Raw genomic sequence first — 21,299 nt, 5'->3', positions numbered from 1 at the left:
TAAACTGTATTTACTAAGTTTCTGTTGCAAGTTCCATGCCAAGAAAAAGAAGAGATTAGTAAATACATATATACAATTTTTTGCGTTTTCTAATCCTTTAGTAAAGCTGCCTTTCAAATAAATGAACCGATATCGAATCAATTCATGTTTCAGCTTCATTAAAACTTATAAATTGTATTTTTGCAGTCTTCTTATCAAGGAGGATTGTGTTATTCCAAGTGCTTTGGCCGCTTTCCTTGTAGAGTTATGTTCTTTTTGGGCATCAATAATTAGCTTCTTTTCAATTTCCTCTATATAACCAGGAAGACTTTGGCCATTTAGTTTGGGAGGAAACTCACTTTCGTTCTTCTGCACCTCTCTTAACACTTTTTCCGATAAGTCACTTTTATCAATTATGTCTGACTTTGCAGTGACAACTAAACGTTCAATCATGTTCTCTAATTCACGAATATTTCCCGGCCAGCTATAATGTTGCAGATAATCAACCAGCTCTTTTCCTAAGACAGTGGACTTTCGATATTTTGTTTTGAATAGTTCAAGGTAATGAAAAACAAGGGGAATAATATCATCCTTTCTTTCTCTTAGCGCCGGGATTTGAATTGAAACAACGTTCAATCTATAATATAAATCCTCCCTAAACCGCTTTTCCTGGACCATTTCCAGAAGACTTTGATGAGTAGCAGTAATAATCCGTACATCTACCTGTTTTAATTCGGTGGAACCAATAGGAAAAAATGACTTTTCCTGAACTAATTGAAGAAGCTTGGGCTGCAGCGTTAAAGGCAGTTCTCCGATTTCGTCAAGAAAAAGGGTACCTCCATTTGCCTTCTCAACTAATCCAATTTTCCCGCTGCTGTTTGCTCCAGTGAATGCTCCTTTTTTGTATCCAAATAATTCTGATTCCAGCAGAGTTTCAGGAATTGCTCCACAATTTATTTGGATAAATGGTTTATCAGTTCGATTGCTCCTTCGATGAATCATTGATGCAATCATGCTTTTCCCGACCCCAGTCTCTCCTGTTAAGAGGATGGTTACATCTAATGATGCAATTCTCCCGATTAAATCCAAAATTTCCTCATGTTTTTTGCTATTGCCAATAATGATTTGATTGTTTTTCTTTTCTGATTCCTTGACCTTCATTTCCTGGAGCTCATCCCAATATTTTTGGAGTAATATTTCAGCTTTTTCTAATTGAAGGGAGGACCTGACAGTATCGGTTATATCCTTTACATTAACCAGGACATACTGGGTCTTATCTTCTTTAATTTCAACAAAATAACCAGTTGCTAAGTATTGTCGCCCTTTAGAGGTTTGAACCTTTGTCACAGTCTCTCTTTTTTCTAACACAATATTTGTAATGGATGGGGTGAATAAGCCATCTTTTTCAAGATCAGATACACTTCTTCCGATAACTTTAGAGCGCGGTGCTCCCATTTGCTTTGAACTTGTGTCATTAATCCATAGGGCAATGCCATTATGGTCGGCAATAAATATCCCATCTTTTAAATAATTGAACATATGATGAAAATGTTTATCTTCAAAAAACTTTTTGCTCATATTATGCCCCCAAAGTATTATTGATTCAGTTTGATTCATTTTCGATTCAAAACGAACCGGAATTGGTTCGAAATAATAACTATATTATAAATTTTCAGATTAATAGTCAAATATATATTGATATTTAGGGTCATTTGCAAGTTGGCATAAAAATTGCATTGAATATAGTTGAGGAGGTAAGTAAATGGAAACTACGAAACTCATGGTTAATAGAAAACGCCTGCTTGATACGATTAATGTAAGTTCTTCCATTGGATCCTTAGAGAATGGAGGATTAAATCGACTAGCTTTAACAGAAGAAGATAAAAAGATGAGAAATATATTTGTTAAATGGCTGCGAGAAGAGAAGCTAGAGGTGCGAGTTGACGACCTTGGAAATATTTACGGAAGGAGAAAAGGAACGTTTAATGATAGTCCAGCTGTTGCAATCGGATCTCATTTAGATACACAGCCCTGCGGCGGACGGTTTGACGGAATCCTGGGTGTTTTAACGGCCTTGGAGGTCGTCCGTACATTAAATGAAAATAATATTGAAACTGATTATCCAATTGAAATTGTTAACTTTACTAATGAAGAAGGTGCCCGTTTTGAGCCTCCGATGCTTGGGTCAGGCGGTGTTGCAGGTGAATTTACAAAAGATTTTATCTATAACACAAAGGATAATGAGAACATTTCATTCCAGGAGGCATTAATAAATATTCAATACATGGGGGACGAAAAGCACAGATTAAGAGATATAAAATACTTTATCGAGCTCCATGTGGAACAAGGTCCCATTCTTGAAAATAATAACAAGTTAATTGGAATTGTCGAAGGAATTCAAGGAATAAGCTGGCTGAATGTAAAGGTAGTAGGAGAGACCAATCACGCCGGGCCTACTCCAATGGAAAACCGAAAAGATGCCTTAGCACCTACCGCCAAAATGGTTACCAAAGTATATGAAATAACAAATGAAATTGAAGGTTTGAAAACGACAGTAGGCAAACTTAATGTCAAACCGAATATTACGAACGTTATACCTGGTGAAGTAGAGTTTATGATTGACGTTCGGCACAAGGATGATGAGATTAGAGCTGTTACAATTGATAGACTAAGAGAGCAGTTAGGTACAATTGCGGTAATGAATAATGTTGAAGTTACGATTTCAACAGATTGGAATTCGGATGCTGTGCTATTTTCCTCCAAAGTTATGGATGCAATTAGTGAAGCTGCAGGCGTATTGGGATATTCAACCTTAAGATTATTTAGCGGTCCAGGACATGATGCTAAATATATTAGTAAAATGGCCGACACCGGGATGATTTTTTTACCCAGTATTAACGGGATAAGCCATAATGAAAAAGAATTGACTTTAGAGGCCGACATTGAGAAGGGCGCAAATGTCCTTCTGAACACTATTCTAAAACTTGCAAGGGCTCAATAACTTCTATTTATTTAATTGGCTTTTCAAAATTATTTTAACTGGAGGCATGTTTGAAAATGAACCAAAATCAAACAATTATGAATGGAAAAAACGAATCGTTGGCAATTGAACTTTCCGCGTTAGATCGCAGGCATCTCCTTCACCCATCCACGAATCCAAAATTACAGGCGGAAACAGGCCCAAAGCTTATTTTTACAGGTGCAGAGGGAATATATCTCCATGACATGAGCGGCCAGAAATATATTGATGGAGTTTCCATGCTTTGGAATGTAAATTTAGGGCATGGAAATAAGGAATTGGCTAAAGCTGCCTATGATCAGATGGTAAATGTTGCGTATGCTTCGTCATTTTATGGCTATGCAAATGAGCCAACTGTTCGCCTGGCCGAAAAAATTGCTTCATTAACACCGGGAGATTTAAATACAGTTTTCTTCACTTCCGGAGGATCGGAGTCAAATGATACTGCATTTAAATTATCCAGGTTTTATTGGCAATTGCAGGGATACACCGAAAAAAGGACGATTATTTCATTAAAGAGAGGGTATCACGGTGTAACAGTTTCTGCACAAAGGGCAACTGGCATAGAGGTTTACCGTGAATTCTCGGGATCTACTGACCCGGATATCGTGAATGCGAAAGCTCATTTAACAGAGTGTGAACTTGGTGACAGAAGCCATCCAGAATATGAGGGATGTATTAGAAGCATCATTGAAAAACTTGGAAAGGATAAGATTGCAGCTGTTATTGTAGAGCCAATCCAAGGAGCTGGCGGTGTTCATATTCCTCCTGAAGGCTATCTTCAGGCTGTTAGAAAATTATGTGATGAGTTTAATATCCACCTTATAGCAGACGAGGTTATCTGTGGTTTTGGACGGACAGGAAAAATGTTCGGGGTAGATCATTGGGATGTTGTTCCGGACTTTATGTCTATCGCAAAGGGGATAACCAGCGGGTATATTCAACTTGGCGGTGTGGTAATGAGAGAAAAAATCAGAGATGCTTTTACATCATATGATGGCATGCTTGCGCATGGATTCACTTATAGCGGGCATCCAGCAGCGTGTGCAGTAGGATTAAAAAATATTGAAATTTTAGAACGGGATGGTCTTATTGAGAAAGCCAGGAAATTGGGAGAACAATTAGAAAAGGGGCTTCTTTATTTAGAAGACAAATATGAATTTGTATCAGGGTCAAGAGTGAAGGGTTTATTGGCTGGTTTTGATTTAATGAAGGATTCGGATAAAAATATTCCTTTTGATGAATCTGTAAAAGCATCAGTTAGTGTTGTAGATGAAGCTTATCAAAGGGGCTTATTGATTAGGCCATTTGATTTTGAACCAGGCATGAACATTGTTGCAATTGCTCCTCCTTTTATCACTGCTGATAATGAGTTGGAACGAATTATTAATATTGTAGATGATTCTTTAGCTGCCTTTTCAAAAAAGGTTATGAATTAAATGTTCGTAAGAAAGGAGGAAGATCTAGATGGTTGGCAATACGGTGGAATTGCACCCGAAAGTGATAGAATTTTTAAAAGAACCCAAAAAATTATTTATAAATGGAGAATGGGTAGAATCCATTGAGGAAGACACAATTCACACGATAAATCCTGCTACAGGAGAAGAGTTAGCTATTGTATATGCTGCATCAGAAAAGGATGTTCATTTAGCTGCCGAAGCTGCTTCAAGGGCATTTGAAGAGGGACCCTGGCCGAATATTTCCTCTGCAGAAAGATCTAAACTCATGCATAAACTGGCTGATTTAATGGAGCGGGACATGCAGGTGCTTGCCGAGCTTGATACATTAGACAATGGCAAGCCTATTAAAGAAATGTTAACAGGCGATCTCCCTAATGCAATCGAACAGCTTAGATATTTTGCAGGCTGGACGACAAAAATGACTGGACAGACCATTCCTATTTCAACAACTCATTTAAACTATACCCACCACGAGCCAGTCGGTGTGGTTGGACAGATTATTCCGTGGAATTTTCCAATTATGATGGCCTTATGGAAAATAGCTCCGGCTCTTGCAACAGGCTGTACGATTATATTAAAACCTGCAGAACAAACACCTTTATCAGCTTTATATTTAGCTAAGCTAATAGAGGAAGCAGGATTCCCCAAAGGGGTTGTCAACATTCTTAATGGCTATGGAAAAATAGCCGGAAATGCGCTTGTTAAACATCCAAAAGTAAATAAAATTGCTTTCACTGGTTCAACACCTGTTGGCCGAGCCATTATGAAAGAAGCTGCAAACACAATGAAACGAGTAACGTTGGAGCTTGGAGGCAAATCACCAAATATTATTTTGCCTGATGCGGATCTGGATAAAGCGATACCAGGTGTATTTTCCGGGATTATGGCAAATCAAGGCCAAGTATGCTGCGCGGGCTCAAGGGTGTTTATACCAGATCATCTTTATAACCAGGTAATTGATAGACTGGTAGATTATGCAGGAAAGGTAAAACTAGGGAATGGTTTGGATGAATCAACAGAAATGGGTCCACTCGTCTCTAAAAGACAGCAGGAAATTGTAGCAGCCTATATAGAAAAGGGGATAAAAGAAGGAGCAAATCTATTAATAGGCGGAAAAAGCTCAGACAAAGGTTATTTTGTTAAACCAGCCGTATTTGCTGATGTAGAAGATGAAATGTCTATAGCCAGAGAAGAGATTTTCGGTCCAGTTGCAGCTGCGATGCCTTATAAGAGTATTGATGAAGTTGTAAAACGTGCCAACTGCAGCCCATACGGATTGGCAGCAGGTTTGTGGACAGAAAATTTAAAAAATGCCCATACTATTTCAAGAAAATTAAAGGCAGGGACTGTGTGGGTTAATTGCTATAATATCACCAACGCAGCTGCTCCTTTTGGAGGATATAAAGAATCCGGATTTGGCCGCGAGATGGGGTCTTATGCATTAAATAGCTACACGGAAGTGAAAAGTGTATGGGTTAACTTAGAGTAATTAGCCTTACTTAATAGCCTTCAATAAATAGAATGGGAAACGAAGGCTGTTAGGTAAAATTCATTTCGAAATGAAAGCGGATTCAATAAGAGAATAATCATTCTCTATATTAATGACTAGAGGAAAAGGGTGTTTATATGGATGATACGAATCAACTTCAGCGAAGGTTGAAATTAAAGCATGTTGTCGCAATTGGAATTGCTTATATGTCTCCTTTTGCTGTATTTGATACTTTTGGAATTGCTTCGGATGTATCCTCAGGGCATGTGCCGGCAGCATATATTATCGTTTTTACAGCAATCCTTTTTACTGCTTTGAGTTATGGAAAGTTAGTTAAGAAGTATCCCGCGGCAGGTTCAGTTTATACTTATACAAAAAATATTTTGAATCCATATTTGGGAATAATCGCTGGCTGGATCACTTTTCTTGCTTATTTAGCTTTGCCAATGATCAATGCCTTATTGGCCAAAATCTATTTATCTGCAGCCTTACCAGAGGTTCCTGATTGGATTTGGATTGTAGGGTTAATTCTTGTCATTAGTATTTTAAATATTTTTGGGGTCAAACTAGCAGCTTCATTAAACATGTTACTGGTTGCTTTCCAATTTATTGTCGGGGTTATCTTTATTTACCTTAATGTACGTTCAATTATAAAAGGCCCTGAATCTTTTATTTCTCTTAGCGAATTATTTCCGTCTGGTATGGGATTTTCCGGTCTTTTTGCGGGTGCTGCACTTTTAGCTTTATCCTTCATCGGATTTGATGCCATTACTACACTTTCGGAGGAGACAATTGAACCGAAAAAGACAATCCCTAGGGCAATCATTTTAGTAGCTTCAATAGGGGGAATCTTTTTCTTTATGGTCACTTTCTTCATGCAGTCCCTTTTTCCTGATGTATCTGTGTTTAATGATATCGAAGGAGCTTCTCCAGAGATCGCCTATACGATTGGAGGAAACCTTTTCTTATCTATTTTCACAGCTGGGGCTCTATTTTCAGTATTTGCTTCCGGCTTAGCAGCTCAAGTAAGTGCATCAAGGCTGTTATATGCTATGGGCAGAGATAACGTATTGCCTAAAGGGTTCTTTGGATATCTTCATCCTAGATTAAATACACCAGTTCCAAATATTCTATTTATTGGGCTTCTGGCGCTTTCCTCCCTTTTTCTGGATTTAACAATGGCAACATCACTTATAAATGTAGGTGCATTTACTGCATTTAGTTTTGTTAATATTTGTGTAATCGCAAATTACCTTAAAACCAAAACAAAACGTACTATTGGATTCACCTTTGGAAATTTGATCTTTCCGCTGGTTGGACTTGGTTTCATTATATACCTATGGAGCAGCCTTGATTTTATGTCCATTATTGCTGGATTAATATGGGCTTTACTAGGTGTCGTTTATTTACTTATATCAACCGGATTCTTTAGTAAAGAGCCCCCAAAGATCGACTTTGAGGAGTTAGAGATGTAGTACGAAAGTTTCTATTTTTAAATATTAGCGTGTCTGGAGCATCCCTAAACAATAAGGAGTGAAATGTCGATGAATAATATATTGCGTAACAAGTTGAGTTTTTTGATTTTCATCCTTATTCCATTCGTACTTATACTAAGTGCCTGTACAGAAAAATCAGATGTAACCGCTAAAAAGGATACAAATTCTACTGATAAAAAGGACGTGGAGGTATCCCATGATCAAGCCACACTTGTACTTAAAAATGGAAAGGTTTACACCATGGAGGAAGATCAGCCGCTTGCTGAAGCAGTTGTTATAAAAGATGGAGAAATCCAGTTTGTAGGAAGCAGTTCTGACGTGGAAAACTATGTGGGGGAGGATACCGAGGTAATTGATCTGGAAGGAAAAATGGTATCTCCTGGTTTTATGGATGGTCATACTCACCCGCCAGGTTTATGGACCTCCAAACTTTTTGAAGTATATCTTGCAGAGCTTGAGAGCCACGAAGAATATGTACAGGCGGTCGCTAATTTTAGGGAGAAAAACCCCAATGCTAAAGTCATTACTGGGGATGGATGGGTGAACGGTCCCTATGAACAGGCGGATGGTACGAACCCAGGCCCTAAGAAAGAGGATTTGGATGCCGTCGTTTCAGATATACCTGTTATGCTTTACTCTATCGATGGACACTCGGTTTGGGTCAATTCAAAAGCGCTGGAGATTGCCGGAATTACCAAGGATACAGCGGTTCCTAAAGGTGGTATGATCGAGCGTAATCCTGACGGTTCTCCCCGTGGTGTATTGCGAGAAGGAGCAATGGATCTGCTCGCAGATGTCCAAGCGCTGTCTAACTTAACGGATGAACAATATAAAGAGGCAATTCTGGAATTTCAAAAAGAAATGCATAGCTTTGGTATGACGGGTGTCATGAATATGTCAGGCGGTGATAGAAGTTTAAAAGTATTGAATGAATTAGAAAAAGAGGGTAAGTTGACCATGCGGGTTGCCAATGCAATTGTATTTGGACCAGAAACTCAACCGGAAGAAGCGGTTGCGAAAATAGAAGAGGCTGGTAAAAAGTATAATTCAGATTGGCTTTCAGTGAACACCGTAAAATTATTTGCTGATGGTGTAACTGAAGGGAAAACAGCTCTCTTTGTTGAACCATATACCAAGAATGCCGGAATGGGATCCCACCACCACGGTGATGCGAATTGGAAAGAGGATACTTTCAATAGGATGGTCTCAAAACTAGATAAGGAAGATATACAAGTACACATTCACGCAATCGGCGATGGAGCAGTTAAAATGGGCCTTGATGCCCTGGAATTGGCAAAGAAAGAAAATGAAGAGCACAATTCCCGCCACACTATTACTCATATCAGTGCTATTCAGGATAGTGACATCTCCCGTATGGCGAATTTAGGTGTTATTGCGAGCCTGCAGCCCTTTTGGTTTTACAAAGATCAGTATTATGACTTAGAGAAGGCAATGATAGGAGAGGAACGTGCATTAGCCATGTATCCAGCAAGAGAAATGTGGGAAGCTGGAGTAACGATTGCCAGCAGCAGCGATTATCCGCCCACCCCTGATTATCGACCATTGAACGCGGTAGAAACTGGAGTTACAAGAAACAGTCCTTATCCAGAAGAGCAGGATTCTGATTTGGTTCGAAATATTGATCAAGCACTTACTTTAAAGGAAATGATACAGTCATACACAAAGAATGTTGCTTATCAAATATATCGTGAAAATGACTTAGGTTCACTTAAAGCCGGGAAGAAAGCGGATATGGTTGTTCTTGGAGAGGATCTTACCAATATTGAACCAAAAAATATATCTGAAACCTCTATTGTTTACACGATTGTTGATGGGAAGATAGTTTTTAAAGGAGAATAAAATCGAGGTTCAAATTTTAATATAGCTGCCAAACCAGGTGGCTTTTTTCTTTTTACTCTTATAACTTATTGAGGTGGTTTGTTGTTATTGTTTTTACAAACCAAAGAAGAGTTGCATCACTGATCTAATCATTATAAATTTATTTTAACTTTATGAAAGACTAATGCACATTTTGTTATATCGCAGCGAAATTAACTCCTGAACAGCAGAAGTAAGCTTTTTACCAAATCCTATATCAAAAGAGCAAAGGCATTATCATAGCATTAGAAAAATTATGAAAAAAATAATATGTCAAATTTGGTCATTATATGTTATATTAGTAAAAAATTAATATATCAATTTGAATAAGTGCTCACTTTTGGTGAGGTAAAAGGGAATCCAGTGAAAATCTGGTACAGCCCCCGCTACTGTAATAGCTGATGAAATTACAATGCCACTGAGAAATCGGGAAGGTGTAAGAGTAAAAAGAAGCTTAAGTCAGGAAACCTGCTTATTTAAACGACACTTGCTTTTCGGAGGGAGAAGTATAGGCGGGACAATTATGATCAATTGTTTTTGAGTTTCAGTATGCTTATTCTTATACTGTCATTTCATATGCCTGTATTCCTTTGAAAAGGAGTGCAGGCATTTTTTATTTGGCAAGAAGCATTGTACTTTGAGAATGGTCTTGCGCAGGGGCCTGCTCGAGCAGCATGGGAGCAGGCAAGGCGCATGTGCTTTTCTTAATTGGAGGTTAGTCTATGAAGAAGGGAAAAATCTTTGTTGTCGGCTTTGGTCCGGGTGATCGTGAGCATATAACCAAACGGGCTGTGGATGCGCTGCAGCAGAGTGATTGCATTATTGGCTACAAAACATACGTAGAGCTGATCATGCCATTCGTAACAGCAAGTTCCATTGTCAGCACAGGGATGACTGAGGAGGTATCCCGTGCGCAGGATGCAGTGAAAAGAGCGGAAGCTGGTCATATTGTTTCCGTAATATCGAGCGGTGACTCGGGCGTATACGGCATGGCCGGCTTAGTGTATGAAGTGCTGATTGAAATGGGATGGACGGAAGAAGAAGGAATCGAAGTGGAAATTGTTCCTGGCATCTCGGCAATAAATTCATGTGCGAGTTTACTGGGTGCACCTGTCATGCATGACTCCTGCACCATCAGTCTGAGTGATCATTTAACACCCTGGACTGTGATCGAGAAGCGCATTGAAGCAGCCGGAATGGCGGATTTTGTCATTGCGTTATATAACCCGAAAAGCGGCAGGAGGACACGGCAGATTGTCGAGGCACAAAGGATTCTATTAAAATATCGTTCTCCTGATACACCAGTGGGGCTTGTGAAAAGTGCTTACCGCGAAAATCAAAATGTCATTCTGACTACACTGGCGGAAATGCTTGAACACGATATAGGTATGCTGACAACAGTTGTGATCGGGAATTCCTCCACTTTCTTTTATGACAACAAGATCATTACGCCTCGCGGATATCAGAGAAAGTATACGCTTGGCGAAGAGAAGCAAAGCTTAAAGCCGCATCAGCGTTTAAAAAAGGAAGCGGAGCCATGGGCATTAAATCAGGAAACCGGGGAAGCGCAAGCCGGCTACGAGCAGATTGAAAGCAAAAAACAAGAAGCCAGCTCACTGGATATGGCTTTTAAGGCTTTATCGATGGTGACGAAATCGGAGGTTGACCAAACACATTTGGTGCAGCAGCCAATCGAGGATATTTTTGAATTTGCGGTTTCGCCTGGTGTTGCCAATAAATTTATTACGCCGGACCAAATGCGCGTATTGGCAGAAGCTGTTGGCGAGAAGGGCACCATGGAATATACACCGGATCACCGATTTTTAATCAAGATTCCAACCGGACGGCCTCAGTCAATTGTGGAAAAACTCGAACAAAACCATCTGACAGTCATGCCAGCAGGCGATGTTCTAAATCTAAAAGCCTGCGATTTTTGCTACGGGGAGAAAGCAGAATCCATTCCATATGCAGAGGAAATTGCAGATGAACTGGGGGGCTTAAAGCTTCCAAAGGAATTACATATTGGCTTTAATGGCTGCGGCATGGCCTGTTATCGGGCCGTATTTGATGATATCGGCATTGTTTACCGCAAGAAGAAGTTTGATTTATTTATCGGGGCAAAGCCGGTTGGCCGTACAGCCCATGCTGCCCAGCCGGTGGCAGAGGGGATTGAGCCCGATCAGCTGGTGCCGTTATTAAAGGAGATTATAGAAGAATACAAAGAAAATGCGCATCCAAATGAACGGCTTTTTAAATATTTTAAGCGCGTGAAAAAAATTCAGTATTTTACCTATCAGGATATGAGCTCTAAGATCGAAGTCGAGCCGGCACCATGCGGGGATTAGGAGGATTTCATGATTTTATTTTTAGCAGGCACAAGTGATGCGAGAGCATTAGCCATTCAATTGAAAAATCAAGGTTATCCCTTATTGGCAACCGTTGTCACAGAATCGGCAGCTGATAGTTTGAAAGCTGAAGGCATTTCTTATAAAGTGGGGCGTCTGTCAGAAAATGACATGATCGAACTAATTCAGATGCAAGAGATGACCACTGTGATTGATGCCAGTCATCCCTATGCGGAAGAAGCTTCAAAAACAGCAATGGCAGCAGCCAAAGCATGCAGCATTCCTTACATACGTTACGAAAGGCCAAATGAACAGTTTACCTCACCGCTCATAACAGAAACAGAAAGTTATGAGGAAGCTGCAAAATTGGCTCAATCGCATAAAGGAACGATCATGCTGACAACCGGCAGCAAAACGCTGGAAATCTTCACAAAATATTTAATGCGAGATGATATCCGGCTTGTATGCAGGATGCTTCCCAACATGGGAAACATGGAAAAATGTCATAAGCTCGGTGTTAAACAAAAGGACATTATTGCGATCCAGGGACCATTTTCTGAATCATTAAATAAAGCTCTTTGTGAGCAATATGAAGTGACTCTGATGATTACTAAAGAAAGCGGCAAAGTGGGATCGGTGGATGAAAAAATGACCGCTGCTCTGGATTTGGGGATTCCTGTTATTTTAATCAAGCGGCCGCCGCTCGTATATGAAAACTTCTGCACTTCTTTCGAAGAAGTGACTCAAAGATTGGGAGGTCTTTACACATGGCAAACATGAACTTTAACACCACATTTGTACCGGTAACGGTAGATCCGGATAAAATTTACGATCACAGCTTCGCGATTATTAAAGAGGAGATGGGTGAACATCCATTTACAGATGAGCAGTGGCTGGTGGTTCGGCGTGTCATCCATGCCTCGGCAGATTTCGAGCTGGGCAGAAGCATGATTTTTACACCTGATGCCATTGAAGCAGGGGTTCAATCCATTCTAGCGGGCCGTCATGTCGTGGCAGATGTACAGATGATTGAAAGCGGGTCAGGGCGCAGGCGATTCCAAAAGCATGGCGGGGACCTGCATTGTTATATTGCGGATGAAGATGTTGCAAAGGAAGCGAAGGCCCAGGGAACGACACGTGCCATTATTTCCATGCAAAAAGCTACGAGTCTGCATGAAGGAGGAATCTACGCCATCGGCAATGCGCCAACCGCGCTGCTGGAATTGATTCGTTTAGTGAAAGATGGGCTCGCAAAACCCGATTTGATTATTGGCATGCCAGTCGGCTTTGTATCAGCGGCAGAGTCTAAAGCCGAGCTGGCCGTGCTTGAAGGAATCCCATTTATTACGAATGCAGGGAGAAAGGGTGGCAGTACAGTGACGGTCGCTGCGCTGAATGCCATTTCCATTATGGCGGATGAACGGGCAAAAGCAGCGAAATAAAAAAGATCCATCCCAAATGCGGCACGGCTATACGACAGGTGCCTGTGCCGCAGCCATGACAAAGGCAGCACTGCAGGCACTTGTGACCGGAGAGGTGCCAAATGAAGTTACAATTTATCTGCCGGTTGGCCAGTATGCCACTTTTAAAGTGACAGCTTTTGATATGTCAGATGGCCGGGTCATGTGCGAAACGATCAAAGATGCAGGGGACGACCCGGATGCCACACATCAGGCACGAATTCAAAGTACGGTTACATATGCCAAAAAAGAAGGCATCCATTTAGATGGCGGGATCGGTGTAGGACGAGTCACGAAAGCAGGGCTTCCAGTAGCGGTAGGGCAAGCAGCGATCAACCCTGTGCCGCGTAAAATGATCCATGGTGTCGTCCAGGAAGCAATGGACAAATATAAAGTAAATCGCGGCATTGAAGTGGTCATTTCGGTTCCGGACGGTGTAGAAATAGCTGAAAAAACATTGAATGGCCGATTAGGCATTATCGGAGGAATCTCGATTTTAGGTACACGGGGAACGGTGGTGCCATTTTCCAGTTCCGCCTATATGGCGAGTATCGCTCAGGCAATCAATGTCGCAAAAGAAGCAGGATGTGAGCATTTAGTCATTACAACAGGCGGACGAAGTGAAAAATTTGCCATGAAGCAGTATCCGCATTTGCCGGAAGAAGCCTTCATCGAAATGGGCGACTTTGTCGGTTTTACTTTAAAGAATATAGCAAGGAAGAAGATTCCCAAAGTTTCTCTTGTTGGGATGATGGGGAAATTCTCAAAGGTTGCACAGGGCGTTATGATGGTGCACTCGAAAAGTGCACCAGTCAGTTTCGAGTTTTTAGCAGGCATGGCCAATAAAGTGGGAGTCAGTGAGGAAATCCAGCAGGACATTTTACAGGCAAATACGGCTTCACAGGTTGGTGAAATCCTTCATGGAAACCAGGAATTCTTTGAAGCCCTTTGCCGAAATTGCTGCTATTATGCACTGAATCATATGAACGCAAACGTCAAAGTATCGACGACTCTGTACGCCATGAAGGGAAGCTGTCTAGGAAAGGCTGAGAATATTGACAAATTGGATGAAGATGATTGGTATCGGGGATAATGGCGCAGATGGATTGCTCTCCCCCTACATAGACTGGATTCATGAATGTGATGTCCTGGTCGGCGGGGAGCGTCATTTGCAATTTTTCCCGGAATTTACTGGAGAGAAAAAAGTAATCAAAGGCGGCTTGTCGGCCTTAACGGCTGACCTGCAGCAGGAAACACGAAATACAGTTATTTTGGTATCAGGTGATCCGCTGTTTTACGGGCTTGGCAGTGTATTGGCGAAAAAACTTCCATTGGAGATTTATCCTTATACAAGCTCTGTTCAGCTCGCTTTTTCGAAAATGCAGGATAGCTGGCAGGATGCGTATATTGTCAGCCTGCACGGCCGTTCTATTAAAGGCTTTGCCCAAAGAATCGACGGGCGGAAAAAGATTGCTATTTTAACAGACCAAATAAATTCTCCGCAGGTCATTGCGACGTATTTAAAGAAGTTTGGCATGACGGAGTATGATGCCTTTGTTGCTGAAAATCTGCAGGGGGAAGATGAGCGATGCCGCTTCTTCAACTTGGACGAAATGGAGCAATCGTCTTTTTTTCCATTGAATGTGGTGATTTTAAGGCAGCGTGTGGCAGTGGAGCGTGCCTCACTGGGAATTCCGGATGACAGGTTCATTCAGAGAAAGCCGGATAAAGGCTTGATAACGAAAAAGGAGATCAGAACTCTTTGTATCCAGGAGCTGGAGCTAAAGGAAAACAGCATTGTCTGGGATATTGGAACCTGCACAGGCTCAGTGGCGATTGAAGCAGCGAAAATAGCCCGGGAAGGTGCTGTGTATGCGATTGAAAAGAATGAGGGCGATCTGGAAAACTGCCTGGAAAATCAATTAAAACATCGGACAGATTTCACGGCAGTCCTTGGAAAGGCGCCTGAAGGGCTGGATGAATTTCCTGATCCGCATGCGATTTTTATTGGTGGCAATGGCGGCAATATGGAGCTTTTATTGCAGTCATGCCTTTCACGGCTGCAGCCAAATGGCCGGCTCGTGATGAATATTGCCACGATCGAAAATCTCGCAGAAGCGATGCAGCATTTGAAAAATTTGGGCTGCGAAGTGTCCGTATTGCAGGCACAAATTTCAAAAAGCAAGCCAATCCTGCATTTAACACGCTTCGAGCCGCTAAATCCTATTTTTATTGTGACTGCAAAGAAAGGAAAGAACTAAATGAGAATCGGTACTTTATATGGATTAGGAGTCGGGCCGGGAGATCCGGAATTAATCACGGTAAAAGCATTCCGCAAATTGCAGGAAAGCCCGGTCATTGCTTATCCCAAAAAATTAAGAGGCAGTAAATCCTACGCCCATCGCATTGTAGACATGTATATAAATCCCGATGAAAAAGAGATGCTTGGTTTGGTTTTTCCTATGACAAAAGATGAAGATACACTAAGGGCTGAGTGGACAAAATCCGCAAAAGCTATTTATGGCTTTCTGTCTCAGGGAAAAGATGTGGCATTCGTGACGGAAGGGGATCCGATGCTGTTCAGCACATTTATCCATTTAATGAAGCTGATGCAGACCATGCATCCAGATGTTCCGATTGAAACGGTAGCTGGCATCTCGTCCTTTAATGGATCTGTTAATCGCTTAGGGATTGCCCTGGCTGATGGCGATGACCATGTCGCGATGATTCCGGCAACCGAGGATATGAAGGAAATGCGGCGGGTGATTGAAACTCATGATGCAATTGTCTTCATTAAAGTAGCGAAAGTAATGGACGATATGCTGAATCTATTGGAGGAAATGGATTTATTGGACAAAACACATGTTGTAACAAAGGTTACATCTGACGAAGAGGTCATATGGAATGTCCATGAGCTCCGGGGAGCTGAATTAAATTACTTGTCATGTATGGTGGTGCGCAAATGAAAAAAATTTGGATTATCGGAGCAGGACCTGGAGATCCCGATTTAATTACGGTAAAAGGCTTAAAGCTATTAAATAAGGCTGATGTTGTCATGTATACCGACTCCCTTGTCAGCGAGACATTAGTGGCGGAAGCAAAAGAGTCGGCAGAGATTATCCGCACAGCCGGGATGCATCTCGAAGAAATGGTGGATTGCATTGCTGATCGAGTTCATGCTGGCAAAACGGTTGTACGTTTACATACAGGCGACCCGGCCATGTACGGGGCAACGATGGAGCAAGTGGCACTATTAAAACAGCACGATATCAGCTGTGAAGTTGTACCAGGCGTCAGTTCTGTTTTTGCTTCCGCAGCCGCAGTAGGGGCAGAGCTGACGATTCCGGATTTAACGCAAACGCTTATATTAACAAGGGCTGAGGGGCGGACACCAGTGCCGGAGCGTGAAAAATTACAGGCATTGGCGAGCCATCACTGTACCATTGCGATGTTTCTAAGTGCAACGTTAACAAAGAAAATCACAAAAGAACTGCAGGCAGCCGGATGGGCAGACAATACACCTGTTGCGGTTGTGCAGCGTGCTTCATGGCCGGACCAGAAAATTGTCCGCACTACACTGACTGAGCTGGACGAGGCAATGCGTGTTAACGGCATCCGCAAGCATGCGATGATTCTGGCAGGCTGGGCATTGGACCCGCATATACATGAAAAAGAATACCGCTCGAAGCTATATGACAAAACGTTCACACATGGCTTCCGCAAAGGCGTGACGGCAAATGATTAGCTTACGCGAAGGTGAAATGCCATTCATTAAAAAGCGCAAACCCTATGCCCTTGTGGCCATTACAAAGCATGGGGTGGCCCATGCAAGAAGCTATGCGGAAAAATTCCCATATGCAGACCTGTATTATATGAAAAAATTCGAGCAGGGCGATGAAGAAGCGCGCCAGATCCAATTATTTGATGGCACGGTCCGCCTATTATTGCCTGCATTGTTCCAGCAGTATAAAGGAATTATCTGCATTATTTCTCTCGGTGCTGTCGTTCGCATGATTGCCCCGCTTTTAATCGATAAAAAGAAAGACCCTGCAGTGTTAGTGGTTGATGACAAAGGCCAGTATGTGATCAGTGTATTATCCGGTCATATTGGCGGTGCTAACGCCTTAACCCATGAATTTGCCCATGCGATTGGGGCGGTGCCCATTGTGACCACCGCATCAGATGTTCAAAAAACAATTCCCGTCGATTTATTTGGAGCCCAATTTGGCTGGATGTGGGATAGCGAAGAAAAATTAACACCTGTCAGTGCATCGGTTGTCAATGAAGAGCTTGTGGCGATCGTGCAGGAAACCGGGGAAAAGAACTGGTGGACGTACGATCGGGAATTGCCGGAAAATCTAAAGATTTATCCATCAATAGAGGAAGCCATCAAGGCAAAGCCGCAAGCTGCACTGCTTATTACAGATCGCATTATGGAACCGCATGAAGAGGCGCTGCTTGAAAACGGGGTCTTGTACCGTCCAAAATCCATTGTACTAGGGATTGGCTGTAATCGCGGAACCTCAATGGCAGAGATTGAGCAGGTCATCGATGAAACATTAGAGGAGCTGCAATTGAGCAAAAAAAGTGTCAAGGGTGTAGCATCTATTAATTTGAAGAAAGACGAGGCAGGCCTGCTGGAGTTAACGTCTAAGTATAACTGGCCGTTTGTTACATACACACCTGAAGAGCTGAATGAGATTCCGATGCAGAATCCGTCGGACACCGTCTTTAAATATACAGGGGCGTATGGGGTCAGTGAACCGGCGGCCATGAGGTATGCAAATGCAAAAGAATTGCTGCTGGAGAAAAAGAAAAGCGGGAATGTGACTATCAGCATTGCACGAGTCCACTTTGAGGAGGGAAGAGGATGAATCGATTTGTTCTGGCCGGAACAGGAAGCGGTGTCGGAAAAACAACCTTCACAATCGGCATTATGCGTGCGCTGATGAAGCGCGGGTTAACCGTACAGGGCTTTAAATGCGGCCCTGATTACATTGACCCAGCGTATCATACAGCTGTCACCACACGCGCTTCCCGAAATATTGATAGCTTCATGATGTCCCATGATACCGTGAAGGCAATTGTCGCAAGGGCGAGCCGCGATACAGACGTATCAGTAATTGAGGGAGTGATGGGCTTTTATGACGGCAAATCACCACTATCCAATGAAGGATCTGCTGCTCATATTAGCGGGATTACAAAAAGTCCTGTCATTTTAATTGTCAATGCGGCAAGTATGGCAAGAAGTGCAGCTGCGATTGTTAAAGGTTTTCAAATGCTTGATGACAGCTCCCATATCGTTGGTGTCCTTGCTAATCAATTAGGAAGCAAAAGCCACTTTGACATTGTCAAATCAGCGATTGAACAAGAATGCGGAATTCCTGTCATTGGATATCTCCCAAAAGGAGCTGTAGCCAGCATGCCAAGCCGTCATTTGGGGCTGGTGCCGGCCATAGAACGCGGTGATTTAGATTCCTATTTTGAAAGTTTGGCAGAAGCGATTGAAAAAACAGTAGATATTGATCAGCTTCTGGAACTAACGAAAGCCCAAGTCCTGGAGGTCACCTCTTCGATTTTTGATGAACAGCCAGAAAGACAGGAAGTACATATTGCGGTTGCCAGAGATGCGGCCTTTAATTTTTACTATGAAGAAAACTTGGAATTGCTGCGTGCCCATGGAGCCATATTGCATTTCTTCTCTCCATTGCAAAATGAAGAGGTTCCCGAAAAAGTGCAAGGGCTCTATATAGGCGGCGGTTTTCCTGAAGAGTTTGCTGAAGCTTTGGCAAAAAATGAAGCAGCGAAGCTTTCCATCACGGCCGCGCTGGAGCGGGGTCTGCCGACATTGGCAGAATGCGGCGGATTTATGTATTTAACAGAAGAAATCGTGGATCGAAAGGGACAGGCTTTCCCGATGATCGGTGTGATTCCGGGCCGGGTGAGGATGCAGGATAAATTGGCTGCGCTCGGGTATCGGGAAATTACAGGTGTTCCGGGCAACTTTCTAATGAATGAAGGAGAGCTGGCAAAAGGGCATGAATTCCATTACTCGGCATATGAAGGGGGTCATCCTTCACCCGCCTATTTCAGCAAGGGCCGTTTCCGCTCTCAGAAGGAAGGCTATTTAACTGATAATCTTGTAGCCGGCTATACACACTTTCATTTTGCATCGAATCCACAGCTCGTGAAAAATTGGCTGGCAGCTTGTTTGGAGGCAGAACATGAATTATTTCCCGTTATTAATGAATCTTGACTATAAAAAGGTGGTCATTGTTGGCGGTGGCCATGTGGCACGCCAGAAGGCAGAAGCACTCCTGCCAACGAAAGCGCAAGTTACTGTGATCAGCCCGGAGGTTACTGGAAAATTACAGCAGTATATCCATGGAGGACTTGTGACTTGGAAAGAAAAATCCTTTGAACCGGCTGATTTAGATGACGCGGCCCTGATTTTTGCCGTAACAAATGACGAAGAAGTAAACAATGCAGTGGAAGAAGCCGCACAGCATTGGCAATTGCTCAGCCGTGCAGATGCAAAGGGCCGTGTTGATTTCATTAATCCCGCAGTTGTCCGCCGCGGTGAATTCGTCTTGACCGTATCTACATCTGGCGCCAGCCCGGGCCTGACACGCAGCGTAAAGTCAGAATTAGCAGAGCAATATGGAGAGCATTACGCGCAGTATGTATCTTTTTTAAAGGAAGCCCGTCAGCGAATCTTAGTGAAGTTCACGGGGAATGAGAAAAAGCAGCTATTGGCAGACCTTTTGGATCCTCAAGTTTTGGAGTGGATGCAGCAAGGCGATAAGCAAAAATGTGAAGCCTGGCTGCTTAAGTGTTTAGGAGAAAACCAATGAGCGGATTTGTCTATATTGTTGGAGCTGGACCAGGTGACCCTAAACTGCTGACGATTCGCGGATTGGAGTGCATTCAGCAGGCTGATGTGATTTTATATGACCGTCTTGTGAATGCGGAAATTTTAACACATGCAAAAGCAGATGCAGAGCTGATATATTGCGGAAAAGAGCCGGGCAGACATGGACTGATTCAGGATGAAATTCATCGGGTGCTGGTGGAACAGGCAAAGCTTGGCTGGAAGGTACTGCGTTTAAAGGGCGGCGATCCTTTTGTCTTTGGACGGGGAGCTGAAGAAGCGGCAATTTTGCGGGAAGCGGGTATTCCCTTTGAAATCGTACCTGGTATAACCGCCGGTATTGCTGCGCCTGCATATGCAGGGATTCCTGTGACACACCGTGATCATGCGGCAAGCTTTGCCATTGTGACAGGCCATGGCCGCGCTGAAAAGGAGCAGGACTTTTTAAAGTGGTCTGCGCTTGCTCAAATTGACACGGTCGCCTTTTATATGAGCATTGGCAATATTGCTCACATTACGAAAAGCTTAATAGCCAATGGCAAAAGCGGAAAAACCCCTGCCGCTGTAATTGAATGGGGCACAACTGCCAATCAGCGGACGATTACAGGGACACTTGAAACGATTGCAGAGGATATCCAGAACCATGGCATCTCAAATCCATCGATGATCTTGGTTGGAGATGTGGTAGGAGTGCGGGATCAAATTGCCTGGTTTATAGAAAAGGAGCATGAATTATGTTAGAAGCCTTGAAAAAACGCCGTGCGATTCGAAACTTTGAATCCCGCGAAGTAGAACGAGACAAAATCGAGACATTATTAGCAGCAGCCACATATGCACCAAATGACCGCATGCGTGAGCCATGGCATTTCTATGTATTGCAGGGAGAAAGCTTAAAACGCTACGAACAGGTGGCACTTGATTACTTGCAAAAACGTTTTCCCACAAAGCCGAATTTAGTGGAGAGTTCCATGAAAGCTATTACGAACACACCCCTGATCATAGTCGTAACATCTGCCATTGTGGAAGGAGATGAAGGGGCGACAAAAGATAATGTCTTTGCCGTAAGCAGTGCCATCATGTCGATGTGGCTGATGGCGGAACAGCTGGGGTTAGGCATGGTATGGCGTACAAGAGGCGTTGGCCTTGTGCATGATACCGCACTGCATGATTTTATCGGTGCATCTGAGCAGGAGCAATTAGTGGGAACACTATGCATCGGCTACCCGGCAGAAGAAATTGCTTCCGAGAAAAAGCGTACACACTTTGCTGAAAAGACAACCTGGCTTTAAGGAGGAATGTTCT

General features: G+C 42.7%; 18 protein-coding genes and 1 riboswitch. Of the genes, 17 read left to right on the top strand and 1 reads right to left on the bottom strand.

Going from position 1 to position 21,299, the window contains the following annotated elements:
* Positions 1–165: 165 nt before the first annotated feature.
* A complete protein-coding gene (locus tag ACR42H_RS15100; protein ID WP_113884735.1) occupies positions 166–1,557 on the bottom strand; it encodes a sigma-54 interaction domain-containing protein in 1,392 nt (463 codons plus the stop codon).
* Between the two features lie 184 nt (positions 1,558–1,741).
* On the opposite strand from ACR42H_RS15100, the gene ACR42H_RS15095 reads away from it, so the two are divergent.
* From ACR42H_RS15095 to ACR42H_RS15015, 17 genes are all read left to right on the top strand, one after another.
* A complete protein-coding gene (locus ACR42H_RS15095; protein ID WP_436371529.1) occupies positions 1,742–2,980 on the top strand; it encodes a M20 family metallo-hydrolase in 1,239 nt (412 codons plus the stop codon).
* Between the two features lie 56 nt (positions 2,981–3,036).
* A complete protein-coding gene (locus ACR42H_RS15090) occupies positions 3,037–4,437 on the top strand; it encodes an aminotransferase family protein (RefSeq protein WP_436371527.1) in 1,401 nt (466 codons plus the stop codon).
* 28 nt (positions 4,438–4,465) lie between these two features.
* Positions 4,466–5,947 (top strand): aldehyde dehydrogenase family protein, encoded by a 1,482-nt coding sequence (locus ACR42H_RS15085; RefSeq protein WP_436371525.1) that lies wholly within the window; start codon positions 4,466–4,468, stop codon positions 5,945–5,947.
* A 137-nt stretch (positions 5,948–6,084) separates the two neighbouring features.
* Positions 6,085–7,422 (top strand): APC family permease, encoded by a 1,338-nt coding sequence (locus ACR42H_RS15080; RefSeq protein WP_113884739.1) that lies wholly within the window; start codon positions 6,085–6,087, stop codon positions 7,420–7,422.
* Positions 7,423–7,491: 69 nt separating this feature from the next.
* Positions 7,492–9,303, top strand: a complete 1,812-nt coding sequence (locus ACR42H_RS15075; protein ID WP_436371522.1) for an amidohydrolase — start codon at positions 7,492–7,494, stop codon at positions 9,301–9,303.
* Between the two features lie 329 nt (positions 9,304–9,632).
* Positions 9,633–9,811, top strand: a riboswitch (cobalamin riboswitch).
* 232 nt (positions 9,812–10,043) lie between these two features.
* A complete protein-coding gene (gene cobJ / locus ACR42H_RS15070; protein ID WP_436371520.1) occupies positions 10,044–11,666 on the top strand; it encodes a precorrin-3B C(17)-methyltransferase in 1,623 nt (540 codons plus the stop codon).
* Between the two features lie 9 nt (positions 11,667–11,675).
* Entirely contained in the window at positions 11,676–12,446 is a 771-nt protein-coding gene (gene cobK / locus ACR42H_RS15065) for a precorrin-6A reductase (RefSeq protein WP_113884742.1), read from the top strand.
* Positions 12,434–13,108: a precorrin-8X methylmutase gene (locus ACR42H_RS15060; RefSeq protein WP_113884743.1), complete on the top strand. Its 675-nt coding sequence runs from the start codon at positions 12,434–12,436 to the stop codon at positions 13,106–13,108. Before cobK ends, ACR42H_RS15060 begins: the two co-directional genes overlap by 13 nt.
* Complete coding sequence (locus tag ACR42H_RS15055; protein WP_436376953.1) at positions 13,083–14,219, top strand: cobalt-precorrin-5B (C(1))-methyltransferase; 1,137 nt, start codon at positions 13,083–13,085, stop codon at positions 14,217–14,219. The genes ACR42H_RS15060 and ACR42H_RS15055 overlap by 26 nt, the downstream gene beginning before the upstream one ends.
* Entirely contained in the window at positions 14,194–15,387 is a 1,194-nt protein-coding gene (gene cbiE / locus ACR42H_RS15050) for a precorrin-6y C5,15-methyltransferase (decarboxylating) subunit CbiE (protein ID WP_436376951.1), read from the top strand. Before ACR42H_RS15055 ends, cbiE begins: the two co-directional genes overlap by 26 nt.
* On the top strand, positions 15,388–16,092 hold the full coding sequence (gene cobI / locus ACR42H_RS15045) for a precorrin-2 C(20)-methyltransferase (RefSeq protein ID WP_436371518.1): 705 nt from the start codon (positions 15,388–15,390) through the stop codon (positions 16,090–16,092).
* Positions 16,089–16,871 (top strand): precorrin-4 C(11)-methyltransferase, encoded by a 783-nt coding sequence (gene cobM / locus ACR42H_RS15040; protein ID WP_436371516.1) that lies wholly within the window; start codon positions 16,089–16,091, stop codon positions 16,869–16,871. Before cobI ends, cobM begins: the two co-directional genes overlap by 4 nt.
* The gene (locus tag ACR42H_RS15035) at positions 16,864–18,000 is read left to right on the top strand and encodes a cobalt-precorrin 5A hydrolase (RefSeq protein WP_436371514.1); all 1,137 of its coding nucleotides are present in this window, start codon (positions 16,864–16,866) and stop codon (positions 17,998–18,000) included. Before cobM ends, ACR42H_RS15035 begins: the two co-directional genes overlap by 8 nt.
* Positions 17,997–19,382: a cobyrinate a,c-diamide synthase gene (locus ACR42H_RS15030; RefSeq protein WP_436371512.1), complete on the top strand. Its 1,386-nt coding sequence runs from the start codon at positions 17,997–17,999 to the stop codon at positions 19,380–19,382. The genes ACR42H_RS15035 and ACR42H_RS15030 overlap by 4 nt, the downstream gene beginning before the upstream one ends.
* Entirely contained in the window at positions 19,351–19,980 is a 630-nt protein-coding gene (locus ACR42H_RS15025) for a precorrin-2 dehydrogenase/sirohydrochlorin ferrochelatase family protein (RefSeq protein ID WP_436371510.1), read from the top strand. The genes ACR42H_RS15030 and ACR42H_RS15025 overlap by 32 nt, the downstream gene beginning before the upstream one ends.
* Complete coding sequence (gene cobA, locus ACR42H_RS15020) at positions 19,977–20,738, top strand: uroporphyrinogen-III C-methyltransferase (protein WP_113884750.1); 762 nt, start codon at positions 19,977–19,979, stop codon at positions 20,736–20,738. The genes ACR42H_RS15025 and cobA overlap by 4 nt, the downstream gene beginning before the upstream one ends.
* The gene (locus ACR42H_RS15015; protein ID WP_436371508.1) at positions 20,732–21,286 is read left to right on the top strand and encodes a nitroreductase family protein; all 555 of its coding nucleotides are present in this window, start codon (positions 20,732–20,734) and stop codon (positions 21,284–21,286) included. Before cobA ends, ACR42H_RS15015 begins: the two co-directional genes overlap by 7 nt.
* Positions 21,287–21,299: the final 13 nt, after the last annotated feature.

This window comes from Cytobacillus sp. BC1816 (assembly GCF_051353635.1).
Lineage (GTDB): Bacteria > Bacillota > Bacilli > Bacillales > Cytobacillaceae > Cytobacillus > Cytobacillus oceanisediminis_C.
This window is presented reverse-complemented; position numbering and strand designations above follow the sequence as displayed.